The 25010-nt window shown below is 43.4% G+C and carries 23 protein-coding genes and 1 riboswitch; of the genes, 11 read left to right on the forward strand and 12 right to left on the reverse strand.

Annotation, left to right across the window (positions count from 1 at the left end):
* Positions 1-34 precede the first annotated feature (34 nt).
* From ilvA to ilvG, 5 genes are all read right to left on the reverse strand, one after another.
* Entirely contained in the window at positions 35-1576 is a 1542-nt protein-coding gene (ilvA, locus tag HG263_RS11345; protein WP_171626193.1) for a threonine ammonia-lyase, biosynthetic, read from the reverse strand.
* Positions 1577-1578: 2 nt separating this feature from the next.
* Entirely contained in the window at positions 1579-3435 is a 1857-nt protein-coding gene (gene ilvD / locus HG263_RS11350) for a dihydroxy-acid dehydratase (RefSeq protein ID WP_171626194.1), read from the reverse strand.
* Between the two features lie 95 nt (positions 3436-3530).
* Entirely contained in the window at positions 3531-4454 is a 924-nt protein-coding gene (locus HG263_RS11355) for a branched-chain amino acid transaminase (RefSeq protein ID WP_171626195.1), read from the reverse strand.
* Between the two features lie 39 nt (positions 4455-4493).
* Positions 4494-4736: an acetolactate synthase 2 small subunit gene (gene ilvM / locus HG263_RS11360; RefSeq protein ID WP_171626196.1), complete on the reverse strand. Its 243-nt coding sequence runs from the start codon at positions 4734-4736 to the stop codon at positions 4494-4496.
* On the reverse strand, positions 4733-6382 hold the full coding sequence (gene ilvG / locus HG263_RS11365; protein ID WP_171626197.1) for an acetolactate synthase 2 catalytic subunit: 1650 nt from the start codon (positions 6380-6382) through the stop codon (positions 4733-4735). Before ilvG ends, ilvM begins: the two co-directional genes overlap by 4 nt.
* Before the next feature lie 515 nt (positions 6383-6897).
* On the opposite strand from ilvG, the gene HG263_RS11370 reads away from it, so the two are divergent.
* Positions 6898-7785, forward strand: coding sequence for a TraB/GumN family protein (locus tag HG263_RS11370; protein ID WP_171626198.1), 888 nt, complete (start codon positions 6898-6900; stop codon positions 7783-7785).
* A gap of 46 nt (positions 7786-7831) precedes the next feature.
* Here the strand turns inward: HG263_RS11370 and HG263_RS11375 are convergent, their stop codons facing one another.
* Positions 7832-9568, reverse strand: coding sequence for a response regulator (locus HG263_RS11375; protein WP_171626199.1), 1737 nt, complete (start codon positions 9566-9568; stop codon positions 7832-7834).
* 138 nt (positions 9569-9706) lie between these two features.
* A riboswitch (Lysine riboswitch) is annotated at positions 9707-9908 on the forward strand.
* Between the two features lie 113 nt (positions 9909-10021).
* On the opposite strand from HG263_RS11375, the gene dapA reads away from it, so the two are divergent.
* The 5 genes from dapA to HG263_RS11400 all read left to right on the forward strand — a co-directional run bounded on the left by dapA (position 10022) and on the right by HG263_RS11400 (position 15191).
* On the forward strand, positions 10022-10906 hold the full coding sequence (gene dapA, locus HG263_RS11380; protein WP_171626200.1) for a 4-hydroxy-tetrahydrodipicolinate synthase: 885 nt from the start codon (positions 10022-10024) through the stop codon (positions 10904-10906).
* A 10-nt stretch (positions 10907-10916) separates the two neighbouring features.
* A complete protein-coding gene (locus HG263_RS11385; RefSeq protein WP_171626201.1) occupies positions 10917-11657 on the forward strand; it encodes a 2,3,4,5-tetrahydropyridine-2,6-dicarboxylate N-succinyltransferase in 741 nt (246 codons plus the stop codon).
* Positions 11657-12862, forward strand: coding sequence for a PLP-dependent decarboxylase (locus HG263_RS11390; protein ID WP_171626202.1), 1206 nt, complete (start codon positions 11657-11659; stop codon positions 12860-12862). Before HG263_RS11385 ends, HG263_RS11390 begins: the two co-directional genes overlap by 1 nt.
* Positions 12863-12869: 7 nt before the next feature.
* A complete protein-coding gene (locus HG263_RS11395; protein WP_171626203.1) occupies positions 12870-13982 on the forward strand; it encodes a succinylglutamate desuccinylase/aspartoacylase family protein in 1113 nt (370 codons plus the stop codon).
* A gap of 186 nt (positions 13983-14168) precedes the next feature.
* Positions 14169-15191, forward strand: coding sequence for a phospholipase A (locus HG263_RS11400; protein ID WP_171626204.1), 1023 nt, complete (start codon positions 14169-14171; stop codon positions 15189-15191).
* Between the two features lie 80 nt (positions 15192-15271).
* Here HG263_RS11400 and HG263_RS11405 read toward each other — a convergent pair whose 3' ends face one another.
* Positions 15272-16528: a malic enzyme-like NAD(P)-binding protein gene (locus tag HG263_RS11405; protein WP_171626205.1), complete on the reverse strand. Its 1257-nt coding sequence runs from the start codon at positions 16526-16528 to the stop codon at positions 15272-15274.
* 643 nt (positions 16529-17171) lie between these two features.
* Positions 17172-17387 (reverse strand): 50S ribosomal protein L31, encoded by a 216-nt coding sequence (gene rpmE / locus HG263_RS11410; protein WP_152087320.1) that lies wholly within the window; start codon positions 17385-17387, stop codon positions 17172-17174.
* A 231-nt stretch (positions 17388-17618) separates the two neighbouring features.
* Between rpmE and priA the strand changes: the two genes are divergently transcribed.
* From priA to HG263_RS11435, 5 genes are all read left to right on the forward strand, one after another.
* On the forward strand, positions 17619-19790 hold the full coding sequence (gene priA / locus HG263_RS11415; RefSeq protein ID WP_171626206.1) for a primosomal protein N': 2172 nt from the start codon (positions 17619-17621) through the stop codon (positions 19788-19790).
* 7 nt (positions 19791-19797) lie between these two features.
* Positions 19798-20328: an SPOR domain-containing protein gene (locus tag HG263_RS11420; protein ID WP_171626207.1), complete on the forward strand. Its 531-nt coding sequence runs from the start codon at positions 19798-19800 to the stop codon at positions 20326-20328.
* Between the two features lie 77 nt (positions 20329-20405).
* Positions 20406-20924 carry an ATP-dependent protease subunit HslV gene (gene hslV / locus HG263_RS11425; protein WP_171626208.1) on the forward strand — a complete coding sequence of 173 codons (519 nt, stop codon included), beginning with the start codon at positions 20406-20408 and terminating at the stop codon, positions 20922-20924.
* A gap of 11 nt (positions 20925-20935) precedes the next feature.
* Positions 20936-22264 (forward strand): ATP-dependent protease ATPase subunit HslU, encoded by a 1329-nt coding sequence (hslU, locus tag HG263_RS11430; RefSeq protein ID WP_171626209.1) that lies wholly within the window; start codon positions 20936-20938, stop codon positions 22262-22264.
* 46 nt (positions 22265-22310) lie between these two features.
* Positions 22311-22682, forward strand: coding sequence for a gamma-butyrobetaine hydroxylase family protein (locus HG263_RS11435; RefSeq protein WP_171626210.1), 372 nt, complete (start codon positions 22311-22313; stop codon positions 22680-22682).
* A 64-nt stretch (positions 22683-22746) separates the two neighbouring features.
* Here the strand turns inward: HG263_RS11435 and HG263_RS11440 are convergent, their stop codons facing one another.
* The 4 genes from HG263_RS11440 to HG263_RS11455 form a co-directional block, all read right to left on the reverse strand.
* Positions 22747-22920, reverse strand: coding sequence for a hypothetical protein (locus tag HG263_RS11440; RefSeq protein ID WP_171626211.1), 174 nt, complete (start codon positions 22918-22920; stop codon positions 22747-22749).
* Between the two features lie 90 nt (positions 22921-23010).
* Positions 23011-23811 carry a VOC family protein gene (locus HG263_RS11445; protein ID WP_171626212.1) on the reverse strand — a complete coding sequence of 267 codons (801 nt, stop codon included), beginning with the start codon at positions 23809-23811 and terminating at the stop codon, positions 23011-23013.
* Positions 23812-23986: 175 nt separating this feature from the next.
* Complete coding sequence (locus tag HG263_RS11450; protein ID WP_171626213.1) at positions 23987-24649, reverse strand: DUF799 domain-containing protein; 663 nt, start codon at positions 24647-24649, stop codon at positions 23987-23989.
* Positions 24646-25002, reverse strand: a complete 357-nt coding sequence (locus tag HG263_RS11455) for a DUF4810 domain-containing protein (RefSeq protein ID WP_246239949.1) — start codon at positions 25000-25002, stop codon at positions 24646-24648. The genes HG263_RS11450 and HG263_RS11455 overlap by 4 nt, the downstream gene beginning before the upstream one ends.
* Positions 25003-25010 lie beyond the last annotated feature (8 nt).

Here is a 25010-nt window from a genome sequence, read left to right on the forward strand (position 1 = left end):
TCATAACTATAGAAAAGCAGGCATTAAATGCAAACTAACCTGCTTTTCTTTGCTGCGTTACAGGTTTTTGTAAATACTGGGCAAAACAAGGGTTATATGTTTCTTCAGTAAAGTTATAACCTAATTTAGATAAGTGGCTATCAAATAGATCATAGTCGTGACTTGGCACATCAAATGCGGCCAATACATTACCCTCAGCAGCACCATGATTACGATAATGAAACAAGGTAATGTTCCACTCACTACCGAGCGTATCTAGAAACCTTGCTAATGCCCCTGGATACTCAGGGAACTCAAAGCGAAATAACCGTTCTTGAATCGCAACAGGAGGCTTACCACCAACCATGTAGCGCAAATGCAATTTTGCCAACTCATTATCTGAAAAATCTTCAAATACGTAACCATTCTTATATAGCTGACTTTTAAGTTCATCTAGCTCAATTTGCCCACCACGAAGACCCACGCCGACAAAAATTTGTGCCTCGCCGTCATCCGCATAGCGGTAATTAAACTCAGTAATAGCACGGCCACCAAGCGATTGGCAAAAGCGCTTAAAACTGCCTTTTTCTTCTTCAATTGTAACTCCGAACAAGGCTTCATTTTTTGCCCCAAGCGCTGTGCGCTCAGCGATATAACGGAGCCTATCAAAATTAAGGTTGGCACCTGAAAGCACGGCTGCTACATGAAGGCCTGCTCGTTTCCCCTGCTGGCTCCATTTTTTTAAACCCGCCAGTGACAAAGCACCTGAAGGTTCTGCGATGGCGCGCGTTGCAACAAAAATATCTTGTACAGCGGCACAGATCTCGTCGCTGCTTACAGTAACCACCTGATCGCAAAATTTCTGTGCGAGTCGAAACGTTTCACTGCCAATAATTTTTACGGCAACGCCATCGGCAAAGCTACCTACTTGTGCCAGTTCAACAGGCTCACCAGCTTCCATTGCCGCTTTTAAACAGGCACTTTCTTGCGCTTCAACACCAATGATTTGAATATCAGGCCTAAGTGATTTGATATACACCGCCATACCCGCTAATAAACCACCGCCACCAACGGGGATAAACACGGCATCCAAATCATGAAGTTGCTGCATTAGCTCGCGAGCCACTGTACCTTGCCCAATGATGACATCTTTATCATCAAATGGCGGGACAAACACGGCACTATGTTGCTCCGCCAATTCAAATGCATGCGCCTTGGCAGCATCAAAGTTGTGACCATGCAGTACCACTTCACCACCTAAATTACGCACTGAACTTACTTTTATTTCCGGCGTTGTTACTGGCATAACAATGATGGCTCGGTGCCCTAGATGAGCGGCGCTCAACGCAACACCTTGAGCATGATTACCCGCTGAGGCGGTGATCACTAAACTGCCTTTGGGCAACTGTCGCAACTTATTATAAGCCCCCCGTAATTTGAATGAATATACAGGTTGCTGGTCTTCGCGCTTAAGCCAAACATGTTGTCCTAGTCGCTCAGATAAGTCTTTCATTTCACTGACTTCGGTGACTTTGGCCAAAGGCGACATATCAGCTTGGATGATAGCTCGAAAATAATCTAACTCTTGCGATACCATAGCTAACTGAGCTCCTCTAGTTTGGCTAAATCACGCACCGCGCCTTTATCCGCACTGGTTGCCAGTAACGCGTAAGCCTTTAATGCAGGTGATACCACTCGCTGGCGATCCAGTGGTTTATATGCCTCTTTGCCACGAGCATCTTGTTTTGCGCGACGTTCAGCCATTTGCTCGTCGTCGAGTAAAAGGTGAATACCACGATTTGGAATATCAATTTGAATTAGGTCACCATCTTCCACAAGCGCTAATGCACCGCCACTGGCAGCCTCAGGTGAAGCGTGACCAATTGACAACCCTGATGTACCACCAGAGAAGCGACCATCAGTTAATAGCGCGCAGTCTTTATCAAGGCCCATTGATTTGAGATAGCTGGTCGGATAAAGCATTTCTTGCATACCTGGCCCACCTTTTGGACCTTCGTAGCGAATAATTACGACATCGCCTTTTTTCACACGGCCATTTAAAATGCCATCCACGGCGTCATCTTGTGACTCAAATACGACCGCAGGACCAGTAAAGTTAAGCATTTCATCAACAACGCCCGCACTTTTCACAATGCAGCCATTCGGTGTTAAATTACCAGAAAGCACGGCAAGACCACCATCTTGCCTAAATGCATGTTCAATACTACGAATACAGCCATTTTCACGATCTAAATCTAGCTCATCCCAACGACACTCTTGACTCATTGCTTTGGTAGTTCGAATGCCTGCAGGTCCCGCGCGGTAGAAAGTTTGCGCTTTGCTATTACTACTATCGCTTGCATCCCAACGTGTTATCACTTCTCCAAGTGTACCACCTGCAACGTGACCCACGGTTAAATCAAGTCGCTCACCTTTTGCTAACTCATTCAATAGAGCCATAATGCCACCAGCTCGATGCACATCCTCAATATGGTATTGCTGCGTGGCTGGTGCCACTTTACATAAAAACGGGGTGTTACGGGATAGACGATCAATGTCATCCATATCAAAATCAACACCACCTTCTTGTGCCGCGGCTAATAAATGCAACACGGTGTTTGAAGAGCCACCCATCGCAATATCTAACGTCATCGCATTGGTAAAAGCGGCTTGATTAGCGATGTTTCTCGGTAATACTGCATCATTGTCTTTGCGATAGTACTCATCACATAGTGCCAAAATACGTTTGCCTGCAGCCTCGTAGAGTTGCTGTCTATCTTTGTGTGTAGCTAAAGTCGTACCATTACCAGGTAATGCCAAACCCAATGCTTCTAATAAACAGTTCATTGAGTTAGCGGTAAACATACCAGAGCATGAACCACACGTTGGGCAGGCTGAGCGCTCAACTTGCTCTGAATCTTCATCACTTACACTGGGGTCAGCACCTTTTACCATGGCATCAACCAAATCAAGTTTAATATCGATGTCGGCTAAACGCGTTTTACCCGCTTCCATCGGGCCACCCGAAACAAAGATAACAGGAATATTCAAACGCAATGCCGCAAGTAGCATGCCTGGGGTGATTTTATCGCAGTTTGAAATACAGACCATAGCGTCCGCACAGTGGGCATTAACCATGTATTCAACCGAATCGGCAATCAAGTCTCTAGACGGTAAAGAGTAAAGCATTCCACCATGACCCATGGCGATACCGTCGTCAATCGCGATAGTATTGAACTCTCGAGGTACACCACCAGCATCACGAATAGTCTGAGCCATTAAATCACTGAGTTGATTTAAATGCACATGCCCTGGTACAAACTGGGTATATGAATTAACCACGGCAATAATTGGTTTTTCAAAGTCACTATCAGTCATGCCCGTTGCACGCCAAAGAGCGCGAGCGCCTGCACGTTGTCTACCTTCAGTGGTGGTTTTGCTTCTTAATTTAGCCATGGTTTTTACCCTTCAATTATGCGATGCCTCATGCGGCAGCGGCTTTCCTCATTCCCAAAAAATGGGCCATCGGATGATGACCCAGTCAATTCTAATTACTCGTTGATATAATCTAGCCAGCCATTGCTATCTTCGCTTTGGCCTTTTACTAAGTCGAAGTAAGCTTGCTGTAATTGTGCTGTGATAGGCCCACGTTTGCCGTCACCAATTTGGATCTGATCTACACTACGTACCGGTGTCACCTCTGCTGCGGTGCCTGTCATAAAGAACTCATCAGCTAAATAAAGCGCTTCGCGAGCAATTGATTCTTCACGCACCTCATAGCCGCGCTCACGCGCAAGTTTCATGATGGTGTCACGAGTGAGGCCTGGTAAAATACAAGCCGTAGTTGGCGGTGTAAATAACACCCCATTTTTGATTACGAATAGGTTTTCACCTGCCCCTTCACTTAGGTAACCGTTTACGTCTAAAGCGATACCTTCTACATAACCATGACGTTTAGCTTCCGCAGTAATAAGCTGTGATGACAAGTAGTTACCACCTGCTTTTGCTCCTGTAGGCATGGTATTTGGCGCCAAGCGAGTCCATGATGAGATGCACGCATCTACGCCAGCTTCTAAGCTGCCGTCACCAAGGTAAGTACCCCACTCCATTGCAGCAACACTCACATCTGCTTTGTGTGATTTAGGGTGAACTCCTAATCCTACATTACCTAAAAATGCGAAAGGTCGTAGGTATGCGTTGGTAAAACCATTCGCTTTTACCGCATCTTTACATGCCTGCATTAACTCATCTTCAGTAAACGGGATCTCAATGCGGTAGATTTTCGCTGAGTCATAAAGACGTTTAATGTGATCTTTGAGACGGAAAATCGCCGGACCTTTTGGCGTATCATATGCTCGAATTCCCTCAAACACAGAGCTCCCGTAATGTATTGCGTGGCTCAAAATGTGTGTTGTTGCTTGCTCATAAGGGATCATCTCGCCGTTATGCCAAATTAATTCCGATGTTTTTGTCATTATGTAATACCTTGATTATTCTTTTCTAAATAAAATAATTTAAATTGCCTGTTGCTGTAGTGTGTGCAAATTCACTTGTTGCACCTCTACAAGCTTACTCAGTTGTGACGTTAATAGATAGATAGGTTTGTCACTGTCAACAGTCATTTTGACTTGAAACAACCCATCTTTTCCTTCTAATTCTAAATGAGTAAGACGAAAACCACGATGGCGTGCCACACGTAAAAAGCGCTCTACCGCAATAGCTTGATTTTTTACAGCAACCGTTAATTGGTGTTTCATTGAACCTTCTCCGTCATCATTTCATCATTTGCAGCACCCGGAGGAACCAGAGGCCATACGTTTTCTTTATCATCTATACATGCATGCAGTATGTATGGTCCTTGACTAGACACCAGTGCATTAATTGCAGCATCAACTTCATTTGCATGGGTGATGGTTTGCCCAGGAATACCAAATACCGCAGCCAACGCAACAAAGTCAGGGTTATCTGATAAATCGGTTTCGCTATAACGGCCGTCAAAGAATAGTTGCTGCCACTGACGAACCATACCCAAGCGCTGGTTATCTAAAATAACGATCTTTACTGGTAGGTTATTACGACGAATTGTCGCTAACTCTTGAATATTCATCATGATTGAACCGTCGCCAGACACCGTCACCACCATGTCATCAGGACGGGCGATTTGTGCCCCTATTGCAGCGGGTAAACCAAAGCCCATAGTCCCCGCACCACCACTACTTAAGTGATTGGATGGATGGGTAAATTTCATATGTTGGGCAACCCACATTTGGTGCTGGCCAACATCACAACAAACCACCCCTGTATTTGGCATTTTTTGGCTAAGCTGATTAAGTAGGTAAGGCGCAAATACGCGCTCCCCTGGGTAGTCGTAACGCCATGCATGTTTGAGCTTTAACTCTTTTATCGTGTCCAGCCATTGATTGTCTGTTACGAAACAACTTAACTGTGGAATAGACTGTTTTAAATCTGCTATTAAAGATGCTTGTGCAGGCTTGCGTTTACCTACCTCTGATGGGTCGATATCTAAATGGATCACATCTGCTTTGGATGCAAACTTGGCCAAGTTACCCGTCACTCGGTCATCAAATCGGGCGCCTATACACACCAACAAATCACACTCTTGCACAGCGATGTTGGCTGCTTGACCACCATGCATGCCGAGCATACCCAAGTCGTATTCATACTCAGGTAATACACTCCCCAACGCCTTTAATGTGGAGACAGCTGGCATGTGTGTTTTGTGCAAAAACTGCATTAGCTCAGCCTGTGCATCTGCGTTTTGCACCCCACCGCCGATATAAGCGACTGGTCTCTTTGCTTGTGAAAGTAAAGTCTCAGCTTTTAGAACTTCGCTGGGTGACGCTTTAAGCTGCGTCTCTTCTTGCGCTAGCCATGGATGGAATGGCACTTGAGCCAACTGGATGTCTTTGGGGATATCAACTAGTACGGGGCCAGGTCTTCCCGATTGCGCTACATGCATTGCTTCTTGCAAGATTTCAGCTAAATCTTCAGCATGCTCAACCATGTAACTGTGCTTAGTACATGACAAAGACATCCCCAGCACGTCGACTTCTTGAAACGCATCCGAACCGATAGCCGCGGTTGGCACTTGCCCTGTGATAGCCAACAGTGGCACAGAGTCCATCATCGCATCAGCAAGCGCGGTGATAAGGTTAGTAGCGCCAGGCCCTGAGGTCGCGAAACAAACACCTAACTTGCCCGTACTGCGGGCATACCCAACAGCGGCAAACCCCGCACCTTGCTCGTGACGCGTTAAATAATGCTTTACCGGCGCACCATACAAAGCGTCATAAATAGGCATAATCGCACCACCTGGATAGCCGAATACCTCTTTAACGCCATGTTTGGCTAATAAATCTATTAAAAGTTGTGCGCCTGTCATTGTCATCCCCATTGCCAATTGTTTGCCGATTGCTAATTAAATTTTGCCCTAAAACGAAAAAGCCCCCCGAACTTCTCAGTGCGGGGGGCTTTTGCTAATACTTTTCTTACAGCACTAGATAGCCCCCGCGGTAATAATAATCACCACGTTGATAATCACGACTAGAGTAAGTGCTGTGTTTAGCATTCTTTGAATCACCAAATAAATTTTTTACTACAAGCGAGACTTCTAAATGCCTTGCCTGTTCCTTTTTCTATTAGTAACCTGAGTGTGCTTTTAAGTCAACCATAAATATTATGCTTTATGGTAGAAGAATAAGTTTTAATTTGGATTGTATATCCACAAAAACTCAATGAATTAGAAATATATTTCTTAACATGAATAAATTATCTGAATGTTAAGTGTAAAAATCAGTTTTACAACAGAGCTAATTTCTTAAAAAGACAGATGATTTTTTTATGTATTGTTAACTTATGTGCTTAAAATAGGTTTACCTCTACATTTTAAGGATATTTATGCTTTCTTCGCTTCTCAGAGGCTGTTTTATCAGCTTTGTCTTTACTGTCTTGCTATTTAGCCAGTTGGTAAATGCAAATCCTGCGTTATTTCAAATTGAAAAAAATGGTATCAAGTCCTATTTATTCGGCACCGTTCATGTCGGTACCGCCGATATGAGTCAATTACCTCAAGATGTTCTGCAAGCAATCAAGAGCAGTGAACTGGTGGTTGTAGAAGTAAACCTTGAAGCGCTTTCTCCCAATCAAATACAGGATATTTCTTCTTCATATATGCTGCTGCCAAATGGTAGCAAACTACCGAATGTAGTAAGCCCAAACAACTATCAACAGTTAAAAAGTTACTTTTCAAAAGCAGGGATTGATATCTCACATTTTCATCAGCATAGACCTTGGGCTGTAATGGTCACCTTGTTACAACTAGAGTATCAAAAATTAGGCTTTAGTGAGCAATACGGTATAGACAAGCAAGTACTAGCTTACTCAAAAAAACATAATAAAAGCATCGTAGGCTTAGAAACTTTACAGCAGCAACTGACGATGTTGAGCTCACTTGAAAAACAAAATAATGCCATGCTAGAAGAAACATTTAAGCATTTAAGCGACATAGATTTCTATTTTGTTGATTTGGTCAATGCATGGAAAACAGGCGATATGAAAAAGCTGTCGCAATACTATAAACTCAGCTTTGATGACTCAGATTATGGGAAATTCTCTGAGCAAGTTATGTTGATTAACCGCAACAAACAGTGGCTGGACACTTTAAGTGCATTACTCATAAAACAGCCTACCTTCATCGCTGTGGGAGCGCTTCATTTGCCTGAGCAATATGGATTAGTCAATTTGCTACAACAAGCGGGCTTCAAAGTGACGAAATTGAACTACTAGGGCGAACACGCCCTGTGACTGTCTGTAAACGACTTTCACCCCTTTCCTAAATCGCTGTTAAAATACCAACATCTTCCAATGTTTTGGTCAGGATATCTTGTTGCAGCGGTTTGATGAGGTGATCATCTGCGCCAAATGCGATGGCTTTCGCTAAGTCTTGTTGCTCATCATTTGCAGTTACTACGATAATAACGGTATCGAGGTGAAGCTGAGTGCGAATGTAGTCGATTGTTTCATACCCATCCATATAGGGCATATTTAAATCCATAAAAATAACATCAAAGGACTTCACCGCCAAAACGTCTACCGCCTCTTTGCCATTGTGGACATGTAACACCTTAAACCCCAAACTATTTAACTGTTTTGAAAGGACGATGGCATTGATTTTATTATCCTCTACTAGCAATGCGGTTTTGCCATTTGCGCTGAGTTGTGGCTCAGTAATATCTGATTTGATTAGCGTGACGGGAACACTAAAGCGTACGCACGCCCCACCTTGTTGTCTGTTAGAGAACGTCATTTCTCCAGATAAAGCACCAATTAACCATTGGCAGCGCTCCAGCCCAAGCTGCATGCCTTGAAAGTGGTTATTGGCTTGTTCATGCGCTAGTAACGACTCTAGCTGCTTTTGACTGAATCCATAGCCTTGATCTATTACTTGTACCACTAGCTCGGATTGTGAGCCAGTGCGCTGCAAATTGGCAACCAGTGTCACCTTTCCTTTATCGCTAAATTTAATCGCATTATCAATTAACTGCGAGCACATCCATGCTAAATGTTGATGATCACAAAATAGCGTTTGATCGTCACTTTTAGATAGCTGCACGGTAAGAGAAAGGCCTTTTTTATGGGCTGTCAGCCTGTATGGCGCAACGACTGTTTCAAGCGTATCACTCAATTTGGCATAACTATTTTGAATACTAATTTTCTCATTAGACCACCGACTAAAATCGTGCATTTCGTTAATCAAAATATGTAACTGCTTAACTGATGTAATTGCTTGATCTAATTGATAGGTTTGCCGCTCTTTTTTATATAAATCTAGATATCCTAAAATAGATTGTAGTGGTGTTCTAAGCTCGTGGCTCGCTCGCGCCAAAAACCGAGACTTAATACCCAGCGCCTGCTCAGTTTTTTGCTGTTCTCGCTTAAGCTCATTGATACCATCTTTCACTTGCTTTTCCATAGGGCGAAATATCAACCGCACTTCTAGTAGCAATAACATCATGGCCACAAGCCAAATAGCGACTTCGACGTATCTTAAACGCTCAACCCCCTTATTGGAGTGATCTTCAAAAAGCCATACCGCATGGTCAAGATCAGCTAGTAGCGTTTGCGAAATTAGATATAACTCGTTGAGCTCATTTTGATCTTTCAATTGGATGTTACGCACACGTTCAACAAATTGACGACTACGCTTATCAAGCAATGTGGGAGATGAAAAATACCAAGCATCCAGCTTTTTAGAAAAAAATTGTTGGTTAGTGTGCAACTGAATCAAAAATTCATGGTTTTGTGAAAACAGATCTATCGCCGCATGTAATTGATTGTAAACATCCACAATAGCGTCGGAAGACGATTCGACTTTCGTTAACCGATGCGCAAGGAGTAATACTTTTTGCGATAGCATACGCTGCATACCTGCTACATTTATAACCTCCGCATCCTTTTGTTTTTCATGCAATAACACTTGCATCACGCCTGCTGACATTGAAATTAATAACGCCATCGCCAAGAGTGCCAAAATATATCGCGCTCGAATCGCTTTGATTATTTTTAACATAGATTATCTTGCCTCCTTGTCGCCTTCAAAGTGTAGTCTAATTTGCATTGAATGGGATTTAGTCACTTGACACCCAGACGGCTAAAATGTTTCAATGCGCGCTCACCCTATTTTGAGGTCAAGGCACTGCCTTGGCCTAGGGCTGGAAGAGGTGCGTTATTCAGGTAGTTGTGTTGAGGGGAGCAAACCCCAACGAAACACAACGAGGGGAATTAACGCCGAGAAGTCTTTGCTGTTTGCTAAACATTGACTTCGGGCGACTGGGCTGAATCCCAGCGACTGTCACCAAGTGTTTTTAACTTTTAAAAACGCGTAATTTTGGTGGAGAGCTTCTGGTCTTAAAATAATAAGGCCCGTTGCCTTGTCATTTTTAAGTCCATTGCTCTTCGAATTTTAACTGTTCGAAGTTTGGACTCCCTCCTAAACTCCGAACACGATATAAGTTCGGTAGAGATGAAATCACAAGTAGATTTATCCAACTATCCGTTGTGGACGGCTTTAGTAACACCTTTTGACGAACAAGGTAATGTAGACTTTGACACGCTAAAAGCCCTAGTCATTGAGCAACAAAGTGCCAGTAATGGCCTATTAATTTTAGGTAGTACTGGTGAAGGGCTTGCTCTTGCTCAGAGTGAGCAACGCGCTATCGTAGAGTACGTCTGTGCATTATCTCCATCAGTGCCAATTATGGTCGCAGTCGGTGGCTTTAACCTTGCAGAGCAACTCGAATGGCTAGCATTTTGTGAATCATTACCCGTTGATGCATACCTATTGGGCTCACCTCTTTACGCTAAACCTGGCTTAGTCGGGCAAACTCAATGGTTCGACGCATTACTTGGCGCAACTGAGCGCCCTTGCATGATTTATAACGTTCCAGGTAGAAGCGGCGTTGCGATCAGCCCTCAAGTGCTTGAAAACTTAAAGCATCACAATACGCTTTGGGCCGTAAAAGAAGCCAGTGGCGATATTGCCACCTTTGAAGCATTTCGCACAGCTGCACCCCATGTCGCTATTTACAGCGGAGATGACGCTTTAATGCCTTACTTTGCACAAGCTGGTGCCGCTGGTTTGGTTTCCGTTGCTGCGAATGCTTGGCCAGAGCAGACCGCAGAGTTTGTGCGCCGCTCTTTAGCAGGTACTTTCCCTAATCTATTTGCACCATGGACTGAAGCTATTAACAGCTTATTTGCTGTCGCAAATCCTATTCCTGTCAAAGTGCTTATGCATGAGCAAGGAAAACTGGCTACGCCAAACCTACGCCCTCCTTTGACACATCTTGAGCTGTCATGCAGCCAAGCATTGAACAACGCAAACGAATCAATTTTATCTTGGAACTAAGGCAATCACTATGAGCTGGTTAGAGCTATTAAATAATTTGGAAAACGGCAGTGTTCGCGCTGCAACACAAGACGAGAATGGCGATTGGCATGCCAACGTTGAAGTAAAGCAAGGTATTTTAGAAGCCTTCAAAAACGGCACAAACACCGAATTTCCGGGCGGCTTTGTTGATAAGCATAACCTCGCACCACAAGGTTTTGCTGCCGATGCGGGTGTACGCATGGTACCAGGAGGCACTAGTGTACGCAGAGGTGCCCATGTTGCCGCTGGCACCATCATCATGCCACCCGCCTACGTAAACATTGGCGCTTTCATCGACGAAGGCACTATGGTCGATAGCCATGTACTTGTCGGGTCTTGCGCGCAAGTAGGTAAAAACGTGCATTTGAGTGCTGCCGTACAACTAGGCGGTGTATTGGAGCCAATTGGCGCAAGCCCTGTGGTCGTTGAAGATGATGCATTTATTGGCGCGGGCTGTGTGATCGTTGAAGGCGTGGTAGTTAAAAAAGGCGCGGTGTTAGCACCAGGTGTACGTTTATCGGCAACCATTCCTGTATACGACTGTGTAAACGAACGTGTGCTCGACAAGGGCGAGCCTATCCCACAAAACGCCATAGTGATCCCAGGTTCTCGCCCCTCTTCAAGTACTTGGGGACGTGAACAAGGCTTAAGTATGTCGTGTGCGCTTATCGTCAAATACCGCGATGAAAAAAGCGATGCATCACTAGAGCTGGAAGAGGTATTACGCTAATGCCTTTTTTGAGCAGCGCCCATCGTCAGGTGATTGAAACCATCACCCAAATCGAGCAGACACCGTTTTTTATTTACGACTTAGATGCACTACTGGCGCATCTGAAGCCACTCACCGAGCAGTCGGTAGTTAAGCTTTGGTATGCGGTTAAAGCCAATCCATTGTCGAAAATACTGCAAACGTTGGATAAAGCGGGGTTTGATTTTGACGTAGCAAGTTCTGGCGAGCTAAACCAAGTTTTGGCTCAAGGCGTTTGCCCTTCGCGCGTGCTCAATACTGGACCTGCCAAATCAAAAAGGCAGATCCAACACTTTTTGTCACAAGGGGTTCGCACCTTTGTGGCAGAAAGCCACAACCAAGTAGCTTGGCTAAACCAAGCTGCGATGGACCATGATGTACAACTACGCGTGCTACTACGCGTACAACTTCGTTGGCCAGAAGGGGAAAAAAATCCATTGGGCGGTGATAGCTTAACACCGTTTGGACTAGGCACAGCACAATGGCAATCTCTTGATATTAATACATTTAGCGCACTTGATTTTGTTGGCCTACATATTTTTCAATGGGGTAATATGCTCAGCACGCAGAAGCTGGCTTCTCTTTGGTCACAAATGGTGCCACCTCTATCACAATTAGCCGACTCGCTAGGTTTTAAATTACGTATTTTAGATTTAGGCGGCGGGTTGGGCATTCCTTATGCAAAAGATGAATGTGCACTTGCATGGCCACAGCTAATCGATGCGCTTGCCACCATCAAAGCCTCATCAGGTGTTGAAGAGTTATGGATGGAATTAGGCCGCTTTGCAGTCGGTGAGTGTGGACATTACATCAACCCCGTGGTGGAACAAAAACAAAACTATGGCGAACAGCAACTGATTGTTGCTGGGGGTATTAACCATATTCTACGCCCTGCAGTTACCAATCAAGCATTTCCATGTACGCTATTGCGCGAATCAAACGCCGAACAACGCAATTACCTTTTACATGGTCCATTGTGTACTGCACTTGATCATTTAGGCACTCACACATTACCCAGTGATATTAATGAATACGACTGGCTGGTGTTCAGCCAATGCGGCGCTTATGGCTTCACCGAAAGCATGCCATACTTTTTGTGCCACGAATTACCGGCTGAGTATGTGATAGAACAAGGTCTAGTAAAATGTATTCGGCCATCTCAAATGGCCAGTGAATATTTGAGGTAACCTGAGCATGAACCAAATCAGCCAAGAAAACATCCAAGTAGGCGAAATCGCTAATGGCTTACCACTGACAATTCCGGTTTATCGACTAACAGGTAATGGTAAAGGCCCAAAAGTGTATATTCAAGCCAATATGCATGGTGCAGAGGTGCAAGGCAATGCCGTTATTTACCAGTTACTTGAACAACTTAAACAACAAACGCTAGCCTGCGAAATAACGCTGGTGCCGTATGCCAATCCCATAGGATGCAATCAAAAGTCGGGGGAGTTCACCCTTGGCCGATTCGACCCTATCACAGGCACCAACTGGAATCGTATGTATCATAACCATACAGAACTAGTGGACGAGTTTGTCGCACAGCACAGTGAGAGTTCATTAGATGAAATACGAGACGCATTTAGAACGTTACTGGTAGAGCAAACTCAAGCTCTTTTAGATGCTCCTGCATATAATATTAACACGGGAAAACGTATCGCTCTGAACTTACAGCGTTTGGCACACGAGGCTGATATCGTGCTAGACCTGCACACAGGACCTATTTCTGCAAAACATTTATATTGTCCAGAATATGCGAGGCTCAGTGCCAGTTATTTTGATATTCCCCATGTGCTTTTGATCCCCAATGTGTTTGGTGGCGCTTTGGACGAAGCAAGTTTTTGTCCATGGTGGTCGCTCAGTGAAGCATTTAAACAACAAGGCCGGGACATACCAGTATTAGTTGAAGCCTTTACCGTAGAGCTAGGCTCTCAAGAAAAAATCGACTTGGCAGAGGCCAAAAATGACGCCAACAGCATATTGAGTTACTTAACGTACAAAGAAATGTTAGTTAACTCGACCTACAAACCAAAAGAGATAGCGCGTTATGCTTGTATGCTGAAAGACTACTTTGCCTTTTATGCACCTATAGGTGGTATGGTGGAGTATGTGGCTCCGTTGGGCGCACATATCAAAGCGGGCGATACCATCGCACACATTTTGCGTATGGAGCGTTATTTAAGCGAGCAGCCGCTGCAAGCTATTTCCTTAGACATGGATGCTATTGCTATTTTGCATTTTGCTTCGGCATCAGTGAATCAAGGCACCGAACTCTATCAGTTTTTTACCAACTACTTTGAACTCTAGTTGGTACCCTTTTATTGCGTGAGAGTAAGCGGGCTTTGGCAAGCTTACTAAGGTATGGCGGCATTTGTCGCCAGCCTTTTCCTACAAGCATTTCCTTTCCATCTCTTAAACTGTGCTTTTGGTTAACCGCACTTTCATTTAAAAAGTGTATACTAATGCGACAACCACTTAATAAATCAAACAATTATGAAACTGCATTCAATACTATACAGTCTCGTTGTCAGCGTTATAGCTTTCACTCCCAAGGGGCTTACACAAGAAAAACAACAAGATGAAATCGATTTGGTACAACAATGCATAATGAATGAAATATTGGCAGGAGACCAAAATAGAACGATTGCACAACTTAGGAAAGCCTGTGCCGAAGTAACTCAACAGCTCAGCGCGCTAGATAAAAGAATGGCACGCGAAAGAATTACACAAACTAACCGCAACGTGATCACCCCACACCATCGTAATTATATTTTACCGGTTTCGTATATAACCAACCCTAATAGCCGTCCATTCAGTGGCTTGAAAGCACTGGATGATGATCAAGGTGAACCGCTAGACAACGTTGAGGTTAAATATCAAATATCCCTAAAAGTACCTGTTTACACAGGATTTTCAGACAAAGACCAAGCCATTTATATGGGCTTTACCTTGCAGTCATTTTGGCAATTTTATAATAAAGATATCTCTTCGCCTTTTCGCGAAACCAACTACGAGCCGGAGTTGTTTTGGATTAACTTTTTAGATGACGACAACGTATTATGGGGTGATGAGATGGCGTTTATACTTGGTATTTCCCACCAATCCAATGGTCGTAGCCAACCAAATTCACGTTCTTGGAATCGTATCTATGCTAATTTCATTTGGGAAAATAATGGCTTTGTCTTTAGCTTTAAACCTTGGTACCGACTGCCGGAAAACAAGAAAGAGGATGTGCTGGCAGCTAAAGGCGATGATAACCCCGATATCTATAAGTACATGGGTTATTTTGAGCTAAGTGGAGTCTATCGCTATGAGGAGCATGAATTTGGTTTTATGACTCGTAACAACCTCAATAGTGACAATAAAGGCGCGATTCAATTAGATTGGTCTTTCCCTATCTGGGGTCGATTACGCGGTTATGCGCAATACTTTAACGGCTATGGTGAAAGTATGATTGATTACAATGCGCATATTCAGCGCTTTGGGGTTGGGTTACTTATAACCGACTTGTTATAACGACCCAAAGTAGCGAAAAGCCAGCGTCAGCTGGCTTTTTGAGGCAAGTATTATTGCGAATTGGTATTACTATCAATAAATCACTGTGCCTTGTGATGTGCCATGTAATTATCAGGCAGCTCAATTTGCGCAACACCTGATTCAATTGCAGCATGTGCGACTGCTTTAGCAATACGTGGTAATAAGCGTGGGTCCATAGGTTTAGGAATAATATACTCAGGTCCAAACTGAAGGTTTTCCACATCCGCAGCTTTTAGCACTTCAGCAGGTACTGGTTCTTTTGCAATGCTACGAATAGCCTCTACTGCCGCAATTTTCATTTCGTCATTGATTGCGGTCGCACGCACATCTAATGCACCACGGAAAATGAACGGAAAGCACAACACGTTATTCACCTGATTTGGATAATCAGAACGACCTGTTGCCATAATCAAATCCTGACGCACACTATGTGCCACTTCAGGGTTGATCTCTGGATCTGGGTTAGAACAAGCAAACACCACTGGCTTATCAGCCATTAATTTAAGCTCTTCAGGCTTTAACAAGTCAGGTCCAGATACCCCAACAAACACATCTGCCTCAGCAATCACATCCTGAAGCGTACGCTTGTCTGTATTATTGGCAAACAACTTCTTATACTCATTCAAATCGTCTCGACGAGTATGTATAACACCTTTTCTATCAAGCATATAAATATGCTCACGTTGGGCGCCACATTTAATCAGTAGTTCCATACATGCGATAGCCGCGGCCCCAGCACCTAAACATACGATAATCGCATCATGGATCTCTTTACCTTGAATTTCCAGTGCATTTAACATACCTGCAGCTGTAACAATCGCAGTGCCATGTTGGTCATCGTGAAATACCGGAATCTCACAGCGCTCAATCAATGCTTTTTCGATTTCAAAACACTCTGGTGCTTTTATATCTTCTAAATTTATACCGCCAAAGGTATCTGCAATGTTGGCAACTGTATTTATAAAGTCTTCCGTTGTGCGATGCTTAACTTCAATATCGATAGAATCAAGTCCTGCAAAACGCTTAAATAGTAGGGCCTTGCCTTCCATTACAGGTTTTGATGCCAGCGGCCCTAAGTTACCAAGCCCCAAAATTGCGGTGCCATTACTGATCACTGCAACCATGTTGCCTTTGCCTGTATATTTGTATGCGGTACTTGGGTCGGCCGCTATTTCGCGCACCGGTTCTGCCACACCTGGGCTATAAGCCAATGCTAAGTCTTTTACGGTTTCCGCTGGTTTGGTCAGCTCTACGCTGATTTTACCTGGAACGGGATGAGCATGATAATGTAGTGCTTGTTCACGAAAGTCTGACATGACGCGATTTTTTCCTGCAAAGAAGTTAAAAGTGAGAGTGAGATAAAATTCGCAATATTAGTTAAACAATACCTTGTTTATAAATATATTCAAGCTATTTGAGGTCGATCCACTTAAGCGCTATTTAACCGAAAATAGCCACCATTTTACCGACATTTAACTTAAATTAATTAATTTAAAGCCACGATAAAAACGTTTAATTAAGTGTATTCTTGTCTAGTTCATGTGCAATTTTATCTAATTTTGCCCTACCCTACTAAAAGCTGTAAAAAAATGAATTATAGTGAACTTTAACAACACTTAACCTAACTTTAATGACATTAAGCACAAAACTACGGCTTTAATCTAAATTTCACAAAGGCATTTTTATGCAATAAATGATTTAGACTAAGCAAATCTAACTCTATGTTATGACTAAAATATAGCCCTATGAAATAAGGAAACAAATGCATAACTGTGAATAATGGAGATAACAGCAAAAAATTAGAGTTAAAACTCCAATTGCGGTATTTTTGTGTGACTATGCAGGTATTTGCGCGCTCTGATTAGGTATTTCCTAAATTAAGCGTTGAAGATACGGAGGAGTAGCTCTTAATTAGGCACAAAAAAAGCACCCTGAGGTGCTCTTTTAGTCAAACATTTCTTATTTTTTGCTGCTAAGCGCACCGAAACGTTTGTTGAAGCGATCAACACGACCACCTGTATCAAGAATTTTTTGCTTACCAGTATAGAACGGGTGACACTCAGAACATACGTCTAAGTGGATGTCTTTACATAGTGTTGAACGAGTTTGGAACTTGTTACCACATGAACAAGTAGCGTTAATCGTTTCGTAATTAGGGTGAATACCTTCTTTCATAGCAACCTCTGGTTAGGCCGTATCGCTCTCCAAACCCGAAGTTTGGCACCATACGTAGTTTATACAAATTAGTGGACGCGTATTTTATGTAACTCTCAAGCGATCCACAAGCAATAAATCATCAAATTTGGTATTTTTTGTACAACCAAACAGCAAGTCATGTTAATACGCTAGGCTTTTACGGCCGCCTTTAGTACATTAACCGCTATAGTTGGTCCATCAAAAAGGCTCATGATGTTTGCTGAAGTTGCCATTAAAGTGCCTTTATTTCGCACTTTTGATTATCGCATTGAGGATAATATTGACATTAAAGTGGGAAGCCGTGTCAAAGTTCCTTTTGGTAATCGCAAGCTACTAGCCATTGTTATTGCAATCAAGCATGACAGCGCGATACCTAAAAACAAACTAAAGTCTGTTTTTGAGGTGTTAGATGACACCCCTATTTTATCCCAGCAGCACCTTAAGTTTTTGCGCTTTTGTGCCCAATACTACTCACATCCGTTGGGTGAGACTGTGTTTACTGCACTCCCTGGTGCACTGCGCGATGGCGACCACCCGGATAAAGCAACCGTGGCAACCTTTGCATTAACAGAAGCTGGTAAACAATTACCAACGCTCAGAGCTAAGAAGCAAATGGCTTTGTTAACACAGCTCAATGAATCAGGTGAGTCGAGCTTAACAGAGCTAAAAGCACTGGGCTTTAGCAAACAACAAATTAACGCACTACTAGAAAAAGCGCTGATCTGCGAGCAAATAAAACACGACACGCAATGGCAAACTCAGGTCATCAGTCTATCTCAAAAACCACGTTTGAATGAAGAGCAAGCAACAGCATGCAGTGCCATCAACCAACAAAATGGCTATCGCTGCTTTTTACTTGAAGGCGTCACTGGCAGTGGCAAAACTGAGGTGTATCTACAAAGTTTAGAGCGCATTATTGAAAGTGGTAAACAAGCACTCATCTTGGTTCCTGAAATAGGTTTAACTCCTCAAACCGTCAATCGTTTTAGACGTCGCTTCGCTGGCCTCCCTATCGACCTTTGGCACTCAAATCTCACCGACAATGAGCGCTTACACACTTGGCGACGTGCTGAACAAGGTAGTAGTGCATTAGTGATAGGCACACGATCAAGCATTTTTTTACCATTTAAAAATTTGGGTATGATTATTGTTGATGAAGAACATGATAACTCCTTTAAGCAGCAAGAAGGACTGCGTTATCACGCTCGAGATTTGGCCGTCTATCGCTGTGCAAGTTCACAGATCCCACTTATTCTAGGTACGGCAACCCCTGCGCTAGAAACATTGCAAAAAGCAATGAGTGGCAAATATCAGCTACTTACGCTATCTCAACGCGCACAAACAACCACGGATAATCAATTTTTGCTGGTCGATATGAAAGGCCAAAAAGAGCAAGCAGGGATCGCACCAAACACACTACAGCATATTGAGGCAACGCTTAAACGCGCCAAGCAAGTGATGATATTTTTGAACCGAAGAGGCTATGCACCTACTCTACTGTGTCATGAATGTGGCTGGCTTAGCCAATGTCTGCATTGCAGTGCGAGTACGACTTATCATAAAGCGATGAATCGATTGGTATGCCATCATTGCGGTGAGCAAACATTTATTCCACCTCAATGTCCCGATTGTGGTAGTACACAAATAATGCCAACAGGAATGGGGACTGAACAGTTAGAAAGCTTTTTTACAGAACGCTTTCCCGATACGCCTTTGAGTCGTATAGACCGAGATACAACAAGGCGTAAAGGTGCACTAGAAGATGCGTTAGATGAAATAAATCAAGGGGGTGCCCGAATTCTGATAGGCACACAAATGCTCGCCAAGGGCCACCATTTCGCAGATGTTAGCCTCGTGGTCATTCTAGATGTAGACAGCGGTTTATATTCAAGTGATTTTCGTGCTACTGAGCATATGGCACAACTGATAACACAAGTAGCAGGACGAGCAGGAAGAAGTGGTGAAGCCGGCAAAGTTCTCTTACAAACGCATTTTCCTGAGCACCCACTTTTACAAGATCTCGTTAATAATGGCTATCAGGACTTTGCTCGATTTGCTTTAAAAGAGCGTGAAGAAGTACAGCTACCACCTTTTGGTCATTTGGCAATACTCAGGGCTCAAGCGACTAATGCAAAACTAGTATTCGACTTTTTATCCGATCTTATTCCCGCGACCCCCTTCAGTGGTATACAATTGCTCGGGCCGATCCCCGCACCTATGGAGCGGCTGGCGGGTAAGTATCGCTATCAATTACATATTCAAGCTTCGCAGCGAGTAGTTTTACACAACTATATCAGTCAGTTAATGCAGTACATTAGCGAACATAAACTGGCAAACCGCGTGCGCTGGAGCATAGACATAGATCCTATGGATACCTACTAAGTAAGTTATGGCACAACACGATTATATAAATAGAAAGCCAAAGAGCAACAAAGGCAGCAAGAATACAGCCCCTAAAAAACCCTTCCCAACCATCATGTCGCTCGCAGCATTATTGCTTGTGGGTGGGTTTGCCTATGGCCTTTGGTACATCAAACATAATGCAGAACCTGAAAAAATTGAGGCCGTTGCTAAGCCCGCTAAAACAGAAGCGCCGAAGCTAGAAAAGCCCGTGATCAAACCATTTCTTGAAGAAATAAAAGAGCACGAAGTTAAAGTTGAAGTTAAAGAGATTAAGAGCAAAGGCCCATACCAGATGCAGTGTGCATCAACCAGGACAAGGGCTCAGGCTGAAGAAATCAAAGCCAAAATCGCTTTTGCAGGCTTAATCGCTGAGATCCGTCGTACTGAAGGTAGTAATGGGGTGTGGTATCGCGTCCGATTAGGCCCATACGATACCTTAAGACAAGCCGAAAGCGATAAAAACAAACTCAAACGAGTCAAAATAACCGGCTGTGGCATTTGGGGTTGGACACCTTGATTTTCATCTAAACGCCCATATCTTGTAACAATCAGACAGTAAAAGGCGCCAAGAGCGCCTTCGTTTTAAGGAATACTATGACTACCATCGTTAGCGTCCGTCGCGACAACAAAGTTGTCATTGGTGGAGATGGCCAAGTGTCGCTTGGTAACACAGTAATGAAGGGTAACGCCCGTAAAGTTCGCCGTTTATACAACGGTAAAGTACTGGCCGGCTTTGCTGGCGGTACTGCCGATGCGTTCACATTATTTGAGCGCTTTGAAAGCAAGCTGGAAATGCATCAAGGTCACTTGACCAAAGCCGCAGTTGAAATGGCCAAAGACTGGCGTAGTGATAGAGCCCTGCGTAAGCTTGAAGCACTTTTGGCGGTTGCCGATGAAACAGCATCTCTGATTATCACAGGTAACGGTGATGTAGTGCAGCCAGAAAACGACCTTATTGCGATTGGCAGTGGTGGTAGTTTTGCCCAGTCTGCTGCAATCGCATTGCTTGAAAATACCGATCTTAGTGCCAGAGAAATTGTCGAAAAAAGTTTAAAAATTGCAGGTGATATCTGTGTATTTACGAACAATTTCCAAACCATAGAAGAATTGTAAGAGGAATTGCCATGACAGCAATGACCCCCAGAGAAATCGTCCATGAGTTAGACCAACATATTATTGGTCAAAACAAAGCAAAAAAAGCAGTGGCTATTGCACTTCGTAACCGCTGGCGCCGCATGCAACTTGCTGACGATTTACGCGCAGAAGTCACACCAAAAAATATCCTGATGATAGGCCCAACTGGTGTTGGTAAAACCGAAATCGCCCGCCGTCTTGCTAAGCTAGCCAACGCGCCTTTCATTAAAGTAGAAGCCACTAAGTTCACTGAAGTTGGTTATGTAGGTAAAGAAGTTGAGTCAATTATCAAAGACTTAGTTGATATATCATTCAAAATGACTCGCGAACAACAGGCTAAGAAACATCAACACCGTGCTGAAGAAGCCGCGGAAGAGCGCATTCTTGATGCATTATTGCCACCCGCCAAAGATGCTTGGGGTGAAAGTCAACCAAGTGAAAATAGCTCTACACGCCAAGTGTTTCGTAAGAAACTACGTGAAGGTCAGCTAGACGAGAAAGAAATTGATATTGATGTTGCCGAGTCAGCGCCGCAGGTTGAGATCATGGCACCACCTGGTATGGAAGAAATGACCAACCAGCTACAGGGTATGTTCCAAAACATGACTGGCGAAAAGAAGAAAAATCGCAAACTTAAGATCAAAGATGCGTTTAAATTGCTAGTTGAAGAAGAAGCCGCCCGCATGGTCAACCCTGAAGAGCTAAAAGAACAAGCGATCTTCGCGGTTGAGCAAAACGGGATTGTCTTTATTGATGAGTTTGACAAAATTTGTAAGCGTGGCGAAGCCCAAGGTCCAGATGTAAGCCGTGAAGGCGTGCAACGCGATCTATTGCCACTCATTGAAGGCTCAACAGTTAATACCAAGCACGGTATGGTTAAAACTGATCATATGCTGTTCATTGCTTCGGGTGCCTTCCAAATGTCGAAGCCATCGGATTTAATCCCTGAACTGCAAGGCCGACTACCTATTCGCGTGGAATTAGAACCTCTAACTGCTGGTGACTTCAAACGCATTCTAACCGAGCCACATGCATCGCTCACTGAGCAACAAGAAGCACTAATGAAAACCGAACAGGTTAATATTAGCTTTACCGATGATGCATTAACCCGCATCGCCGAGGCTGCATGGCAGGTTAACGAAAAAACCGAAAACATCGGTGCTCGTCGTCTTCACACTATCATGGAAAAACTGATGGAAGAGCTATCGTACGACGCCTCAGAAAAAACCGGTGAAAGTTTTGTGATTGATGCAGCCTATGTAGAACAGCACCTAGATGCGTTAGTACAAGACGAAGACTTATCTCGCTTTATCTTATAATGTTTGTAAAGCGGAGCTTTTTGCTCCGCTTTAATCTAGGCTTGCTATGTATATTGTCACCAAATTACACTACCACCAACAAAGTAAAACGTTAGATATCTTCTTTGACGATGCGACGCAATTTACTTTAAGCTGTGAGTTTTTGCGCACACATTCACCTAGTGCTGAAGTGCAAGGTCACGGTACTGGTATGGAGCTGGTGTTAGATAAGCAAAACGTAGCGATTACTAAACTTGAACCTGTCGGTCACTACGCGGTACGTTTGAGCTTTGATGATGGGCATAATAGTGGGCTGTACAGCTGGCAATATTTACGAACTTTGTGTTCTGAGAAAGAAAAACTATGGAGCGAATATCAATGTCGCGTTAAAGCACATCAAGAAAACCAACATAATGTGCCCATTAAGTTTATCCCCTAAACACAAACAAAAGTAAACATTGAGAAATATGCCATTAAATTGAGCAACTTAATGGCCATTTATATTAGCAATATACTTCAGAATAATGCCTATCACCTGTGTAACCGCTGCACTCTCCACATGCAGAAACCGTATTTGGATATACGCCACCGCCAATCTGCGGAGTTGCATTAGCAGGTATATGATTCTTGTTATTAGAAACCAACTTCAGATTTTTTTTATTTAGTTTTAATTTCATTATTTCCTTACCTTTATGCTCTAAACGGAAAATTAACAATATCACAACACAAAAGACACGGTCCATTTGTTTTTATCACAAATAGCACAACTAATCCGTAATGGTATCCATATAAGATTCGATGATTGAAAAGAACGCCCCTTGTGGATCACAAATCACCGCATAACGCCCAACGTCTGGCACATCAGTTGGCGGCACACACACCTTAGCACCTAACCCTGCTGCCTTTTTTGCAATCGCATCGCAGTCTAATACGGCGAAATACATCATCCAATGAGAGGGAGTTTTGGAACCCCAAGCACTGGTCATCTCGACCATACCGGCTAGCGCATGATCATCATTACTAAAAATTACATAATCCACCCCTTGTACCGTTTGATGAATAGAGTTCCAAGTAAATAGCTCACTATAGAATACTTCTTTTACATCGCGGTTTCGGCATGCTAGTTCATGCCAATAAGGTGTATTAGCCTCAAAGGCTCGGCGACTACCAATATGTTCTTTGGCTTGCCAAATAGTGATCTGTGCACCACCTGGGTCGCTAATAACGGCCATTCTCCCTGCTTTGCCAATATCGTACGGACCTCGAACCAGTTGCCCGCCTAGCTTTTTCGCTTTAGCAATAGATGCATCAACATCTAATACTGCAACATAGGCTTGCCAAACACTTTGCTCACGCACAGCTTTTTTGTCGTCATCCATTTCATACATACCCGCGATGATATCGCCTTGTTTCTTAAAATTGGTGTAAAAATCACCGTTAGCACCGCGTTCATCATCAAATTCCCAACCAAATAAAGCACAGTAAAAAGGTTTAGCAACGCGCCAATCTGCAGCTCGCAATTCGGCCCAGCAAAACTCGTGGGTATGGGCATGGGTTAATTTGCTCATGTTAGTCTGCCTTTTAAGAACACCTATAAGGGTGATAGTAAAAATAGTGAGAATGCGCAACATATGCGCCAACATATTGGAATACGTTGTATTGAATTAACAAGTATACTCTACATTAGTACGGATTTACTTCTTATTAAAGCAGCTCACTGGAACACATTTCATCACAGCGACGTTAGTGTACTTCGGGCGCACCATATTTTGGAGAACGAGGCCCATATAAGATACCATTACGCTGTTCAGCTGATAACAATCTGTGTACGGCGGTCTTTGATACTACAAAGCTCTTGTCACTGACAGTGTCAATAACCTGATCTAAAATGGCTAACACAAGTGAAGCCTTCCAATTATCATCCTTATGACGTTGCTCACCACTCGATGCCTGAGCTTTTCCTTCCCACAAAAGCTCATTACTTTTTAAGTCGATCAGACTCGCTGATACTTCAACCATGGTCTCGCTCTGAATCACGACATAAGAGGTACCATATTCTTTAATCCGTATATATAAGGCAGCATCTGCGCCAAATATTTCATACAGCTTTTGAGGTGGTACAGCATGAACATCCTCAGCTATGGGCAATCCATTTGCTTTAAATGTTTCATTTACCAGTGCCACAGGTAACACATAATATCCCGACTCAGCCAAAGGCTGTGTAACATGAGAGAGCAATGCATAGGGCGCCACTACTTCACTTGATTCATTAATAGGTGGTAACACCAATATCGAATGAGGATCGCTATTTTTGTAAGCACTATAGTCGTATGAGGCTCTGTTAGATGCACAGCCACTTACTAATGCAATAACAAAGCACGCAATAACTACTTTGCAAAAACTCATTGCACTTCCCCTTTTGTATTATTTATTAAAAAATCTATGTAGCGTGCAGATTCGGGATAGCGCTTCTTCTCTTGTTCTAGATATCTCAAACCTTGCTCTGAATTACCTTCGAGCAAATACAGATATCCTAGATGTGCCATAATACCCGGCGCAATGGCAACACCTCGACTTTGCGCCATTTGCACTGTCTGTTCCAATTCGTTTATCTGCTCGCTAACTGGTACTTCATCCGCTTTAAAGTAGTCATAAAGGTTCTGAGAGTAAGTACCGTAATAGTAGAGTGGTTTGGTCGAATCACATCCAGATAACAGTATCGCACTGAGCATCCCTGTGAGTAGTATGGTTTTATTCATTCTCGCCT

It is taken from the genome of Pseudoalteromonas caenipelagi (assembly GCF_013140855.1).
In the GTDB taxonomy this organism is placed as follows: Bacteria; Pseudomonadota; Gammaproteobacteria; order Enterobacterales; family Alteromonadaceae; genus Pseudoalteromonas; species Pseudoalteromonas caenipelagi.

Coding starts and splice junctions, on each gene's coding strand:
- HG263_RS11440 (WP_171626211.1), bottom strand. CDS start 22,920: ATGAAATTAAAACTAAATAAAAAAAATCTGAAGTTGGTTTCTAATAAC.
- HG263_RS11385 (WP_171626201.1), top strand. CDS start 10,917: ATGAGCTGGTTAGAGCTATTAAATAATTTGGAAAACGGCAGTGTTCGC.
- HG263_RS11395 (WP_171626203.1), top strand. CDS start 12,870: ATGAACCAAATCAGCCAAGAAAACATCCAAGTAGGCGAAATCGCTAAT.
- hslU (WP_171626209.1), top strand. CDS start 20,936: ATGACAGCAATGACCCCCAGAGAAATCGTCCATGAGTTAGACCAACAT.
- hslV (WP_171626208.1), top strand. CDS start 20,406: ATGACTACCATCGTTAGCGTCCGTCGCGACAACAAAGTTGTCATTGGT.
- HG263_RS11400 (WP_171626204.1), top strand. CDS start 14,169: ATGAAACTGCATTCAATACTATACAGTCTCGTTGTCAGCGTTATAGCT.
- HG263_RS11435 (WP_171626210.1), top strand. CDS start 22,311: ATGTATATTGTCACCAAATTACACTACCACCAACAAAGTAAAACGTTA.
- HG263_RS11450 (WP_171626213.1), bottom strand. CDS start 24,649: ATGAGTTTTTGCAAAGTAGTTATTGCGTGCTTTGTTATTGCATTAGTA.
- HG263_RS11405 (WP_171626205.1), bottom strand. CDS start 16,528: ATGTCAGACTTTCGTGAACAAGCACTACATTATCATGCTCATCCCGTT.
- HG263_RS11375 (WP_171626199.1), bottom strand. CDS start 9,568: ATGTTAAAAATAATCAAAGCGATTCGAGCGCGATATATTTTGGCACTC.
- priA (WP_171626206.1), top strand. CDS start 17,619: ATGATGTTTGCTGAAGTTGCCATTAAAGTGCCTTTATTTCGCACTTTT.
- ilvA (WP_171626193.1), bottom strand. CDS start 1,576: ATGGTATCGCAAGAGTTAGATTATTTTCGAGCTATCATCCAAGCTGAT.
- HG263_RS11370 (WP_171626198.1), top strand. CDS start 6,898: ATGCTTTCTTCGCTTCTCAGAGGCTGTTTTATCAGCTTTGTCTTTACT.
- HG263_RS11445 (WP_171626212.1), bottom strand. CDS start 23,811: ATGAGCAAATTAACCCATGCCCATACCCACGAGTTTTGCTGGGCCGAA.
- HG263_RS11420 (WP_171626207.1), top strand. CDS start 19,798: ATGGCACAACACGATTATATAAATAGAAAGCCAAAGAGCAACAAAGGC.
- dapA (WP_171626200.1), top strand. CDS start 10,022: ATGAAATCACAAGTAGATTTATCCAACTATCCGTTGTGGACGGCTTTA.
- rpmE (WP_152087320.1), bottom strand. CDS start 17,387: ATGAAAGAAGGTATTCACCCTAATTACGAAACGATTAACGCTACTTGT.
- ilvG (WP_171626197.1), bottom strand. CDS start 6,382: ATGACAGGCGCACAACTTTTAATAGATTTATTAGCCAAACATGGCGTT.
- ilvM (WP_171626196.1), bottom strand. CDS start 4,736: ATGAAACACCAATTAACGGTTGCTGTAAAAAATCAAGCTATTGCGGTA.
- ilvD (WP_171626194.1), bottom strand. CDS start 3,435: ATGGCTAAATTAAGAAGCAAAACCACCACTGAAGGTAGACAACGTGCA.
- HG263_RS11355 (WP_171626195.1), bottom strand. CDS start 4,454: ATGACAAAAACATCGGAATTAATTTGGCATAACGGCGAGATGATCCCT.
- HG263_RS11455 (WP_246239949.1), bottom strand. CDS start 25,002: ATGAATAAAACCATACTACTCACAGGGATGCTCAGTGCGATACTGTTA.
- HG263_RS11390 (WP_171626202.1), top strand. CDS start 11,657: ATGCCTTTTTTGAGCAGCGCCCATCGTCAGGTGATTGAAACCATCACC.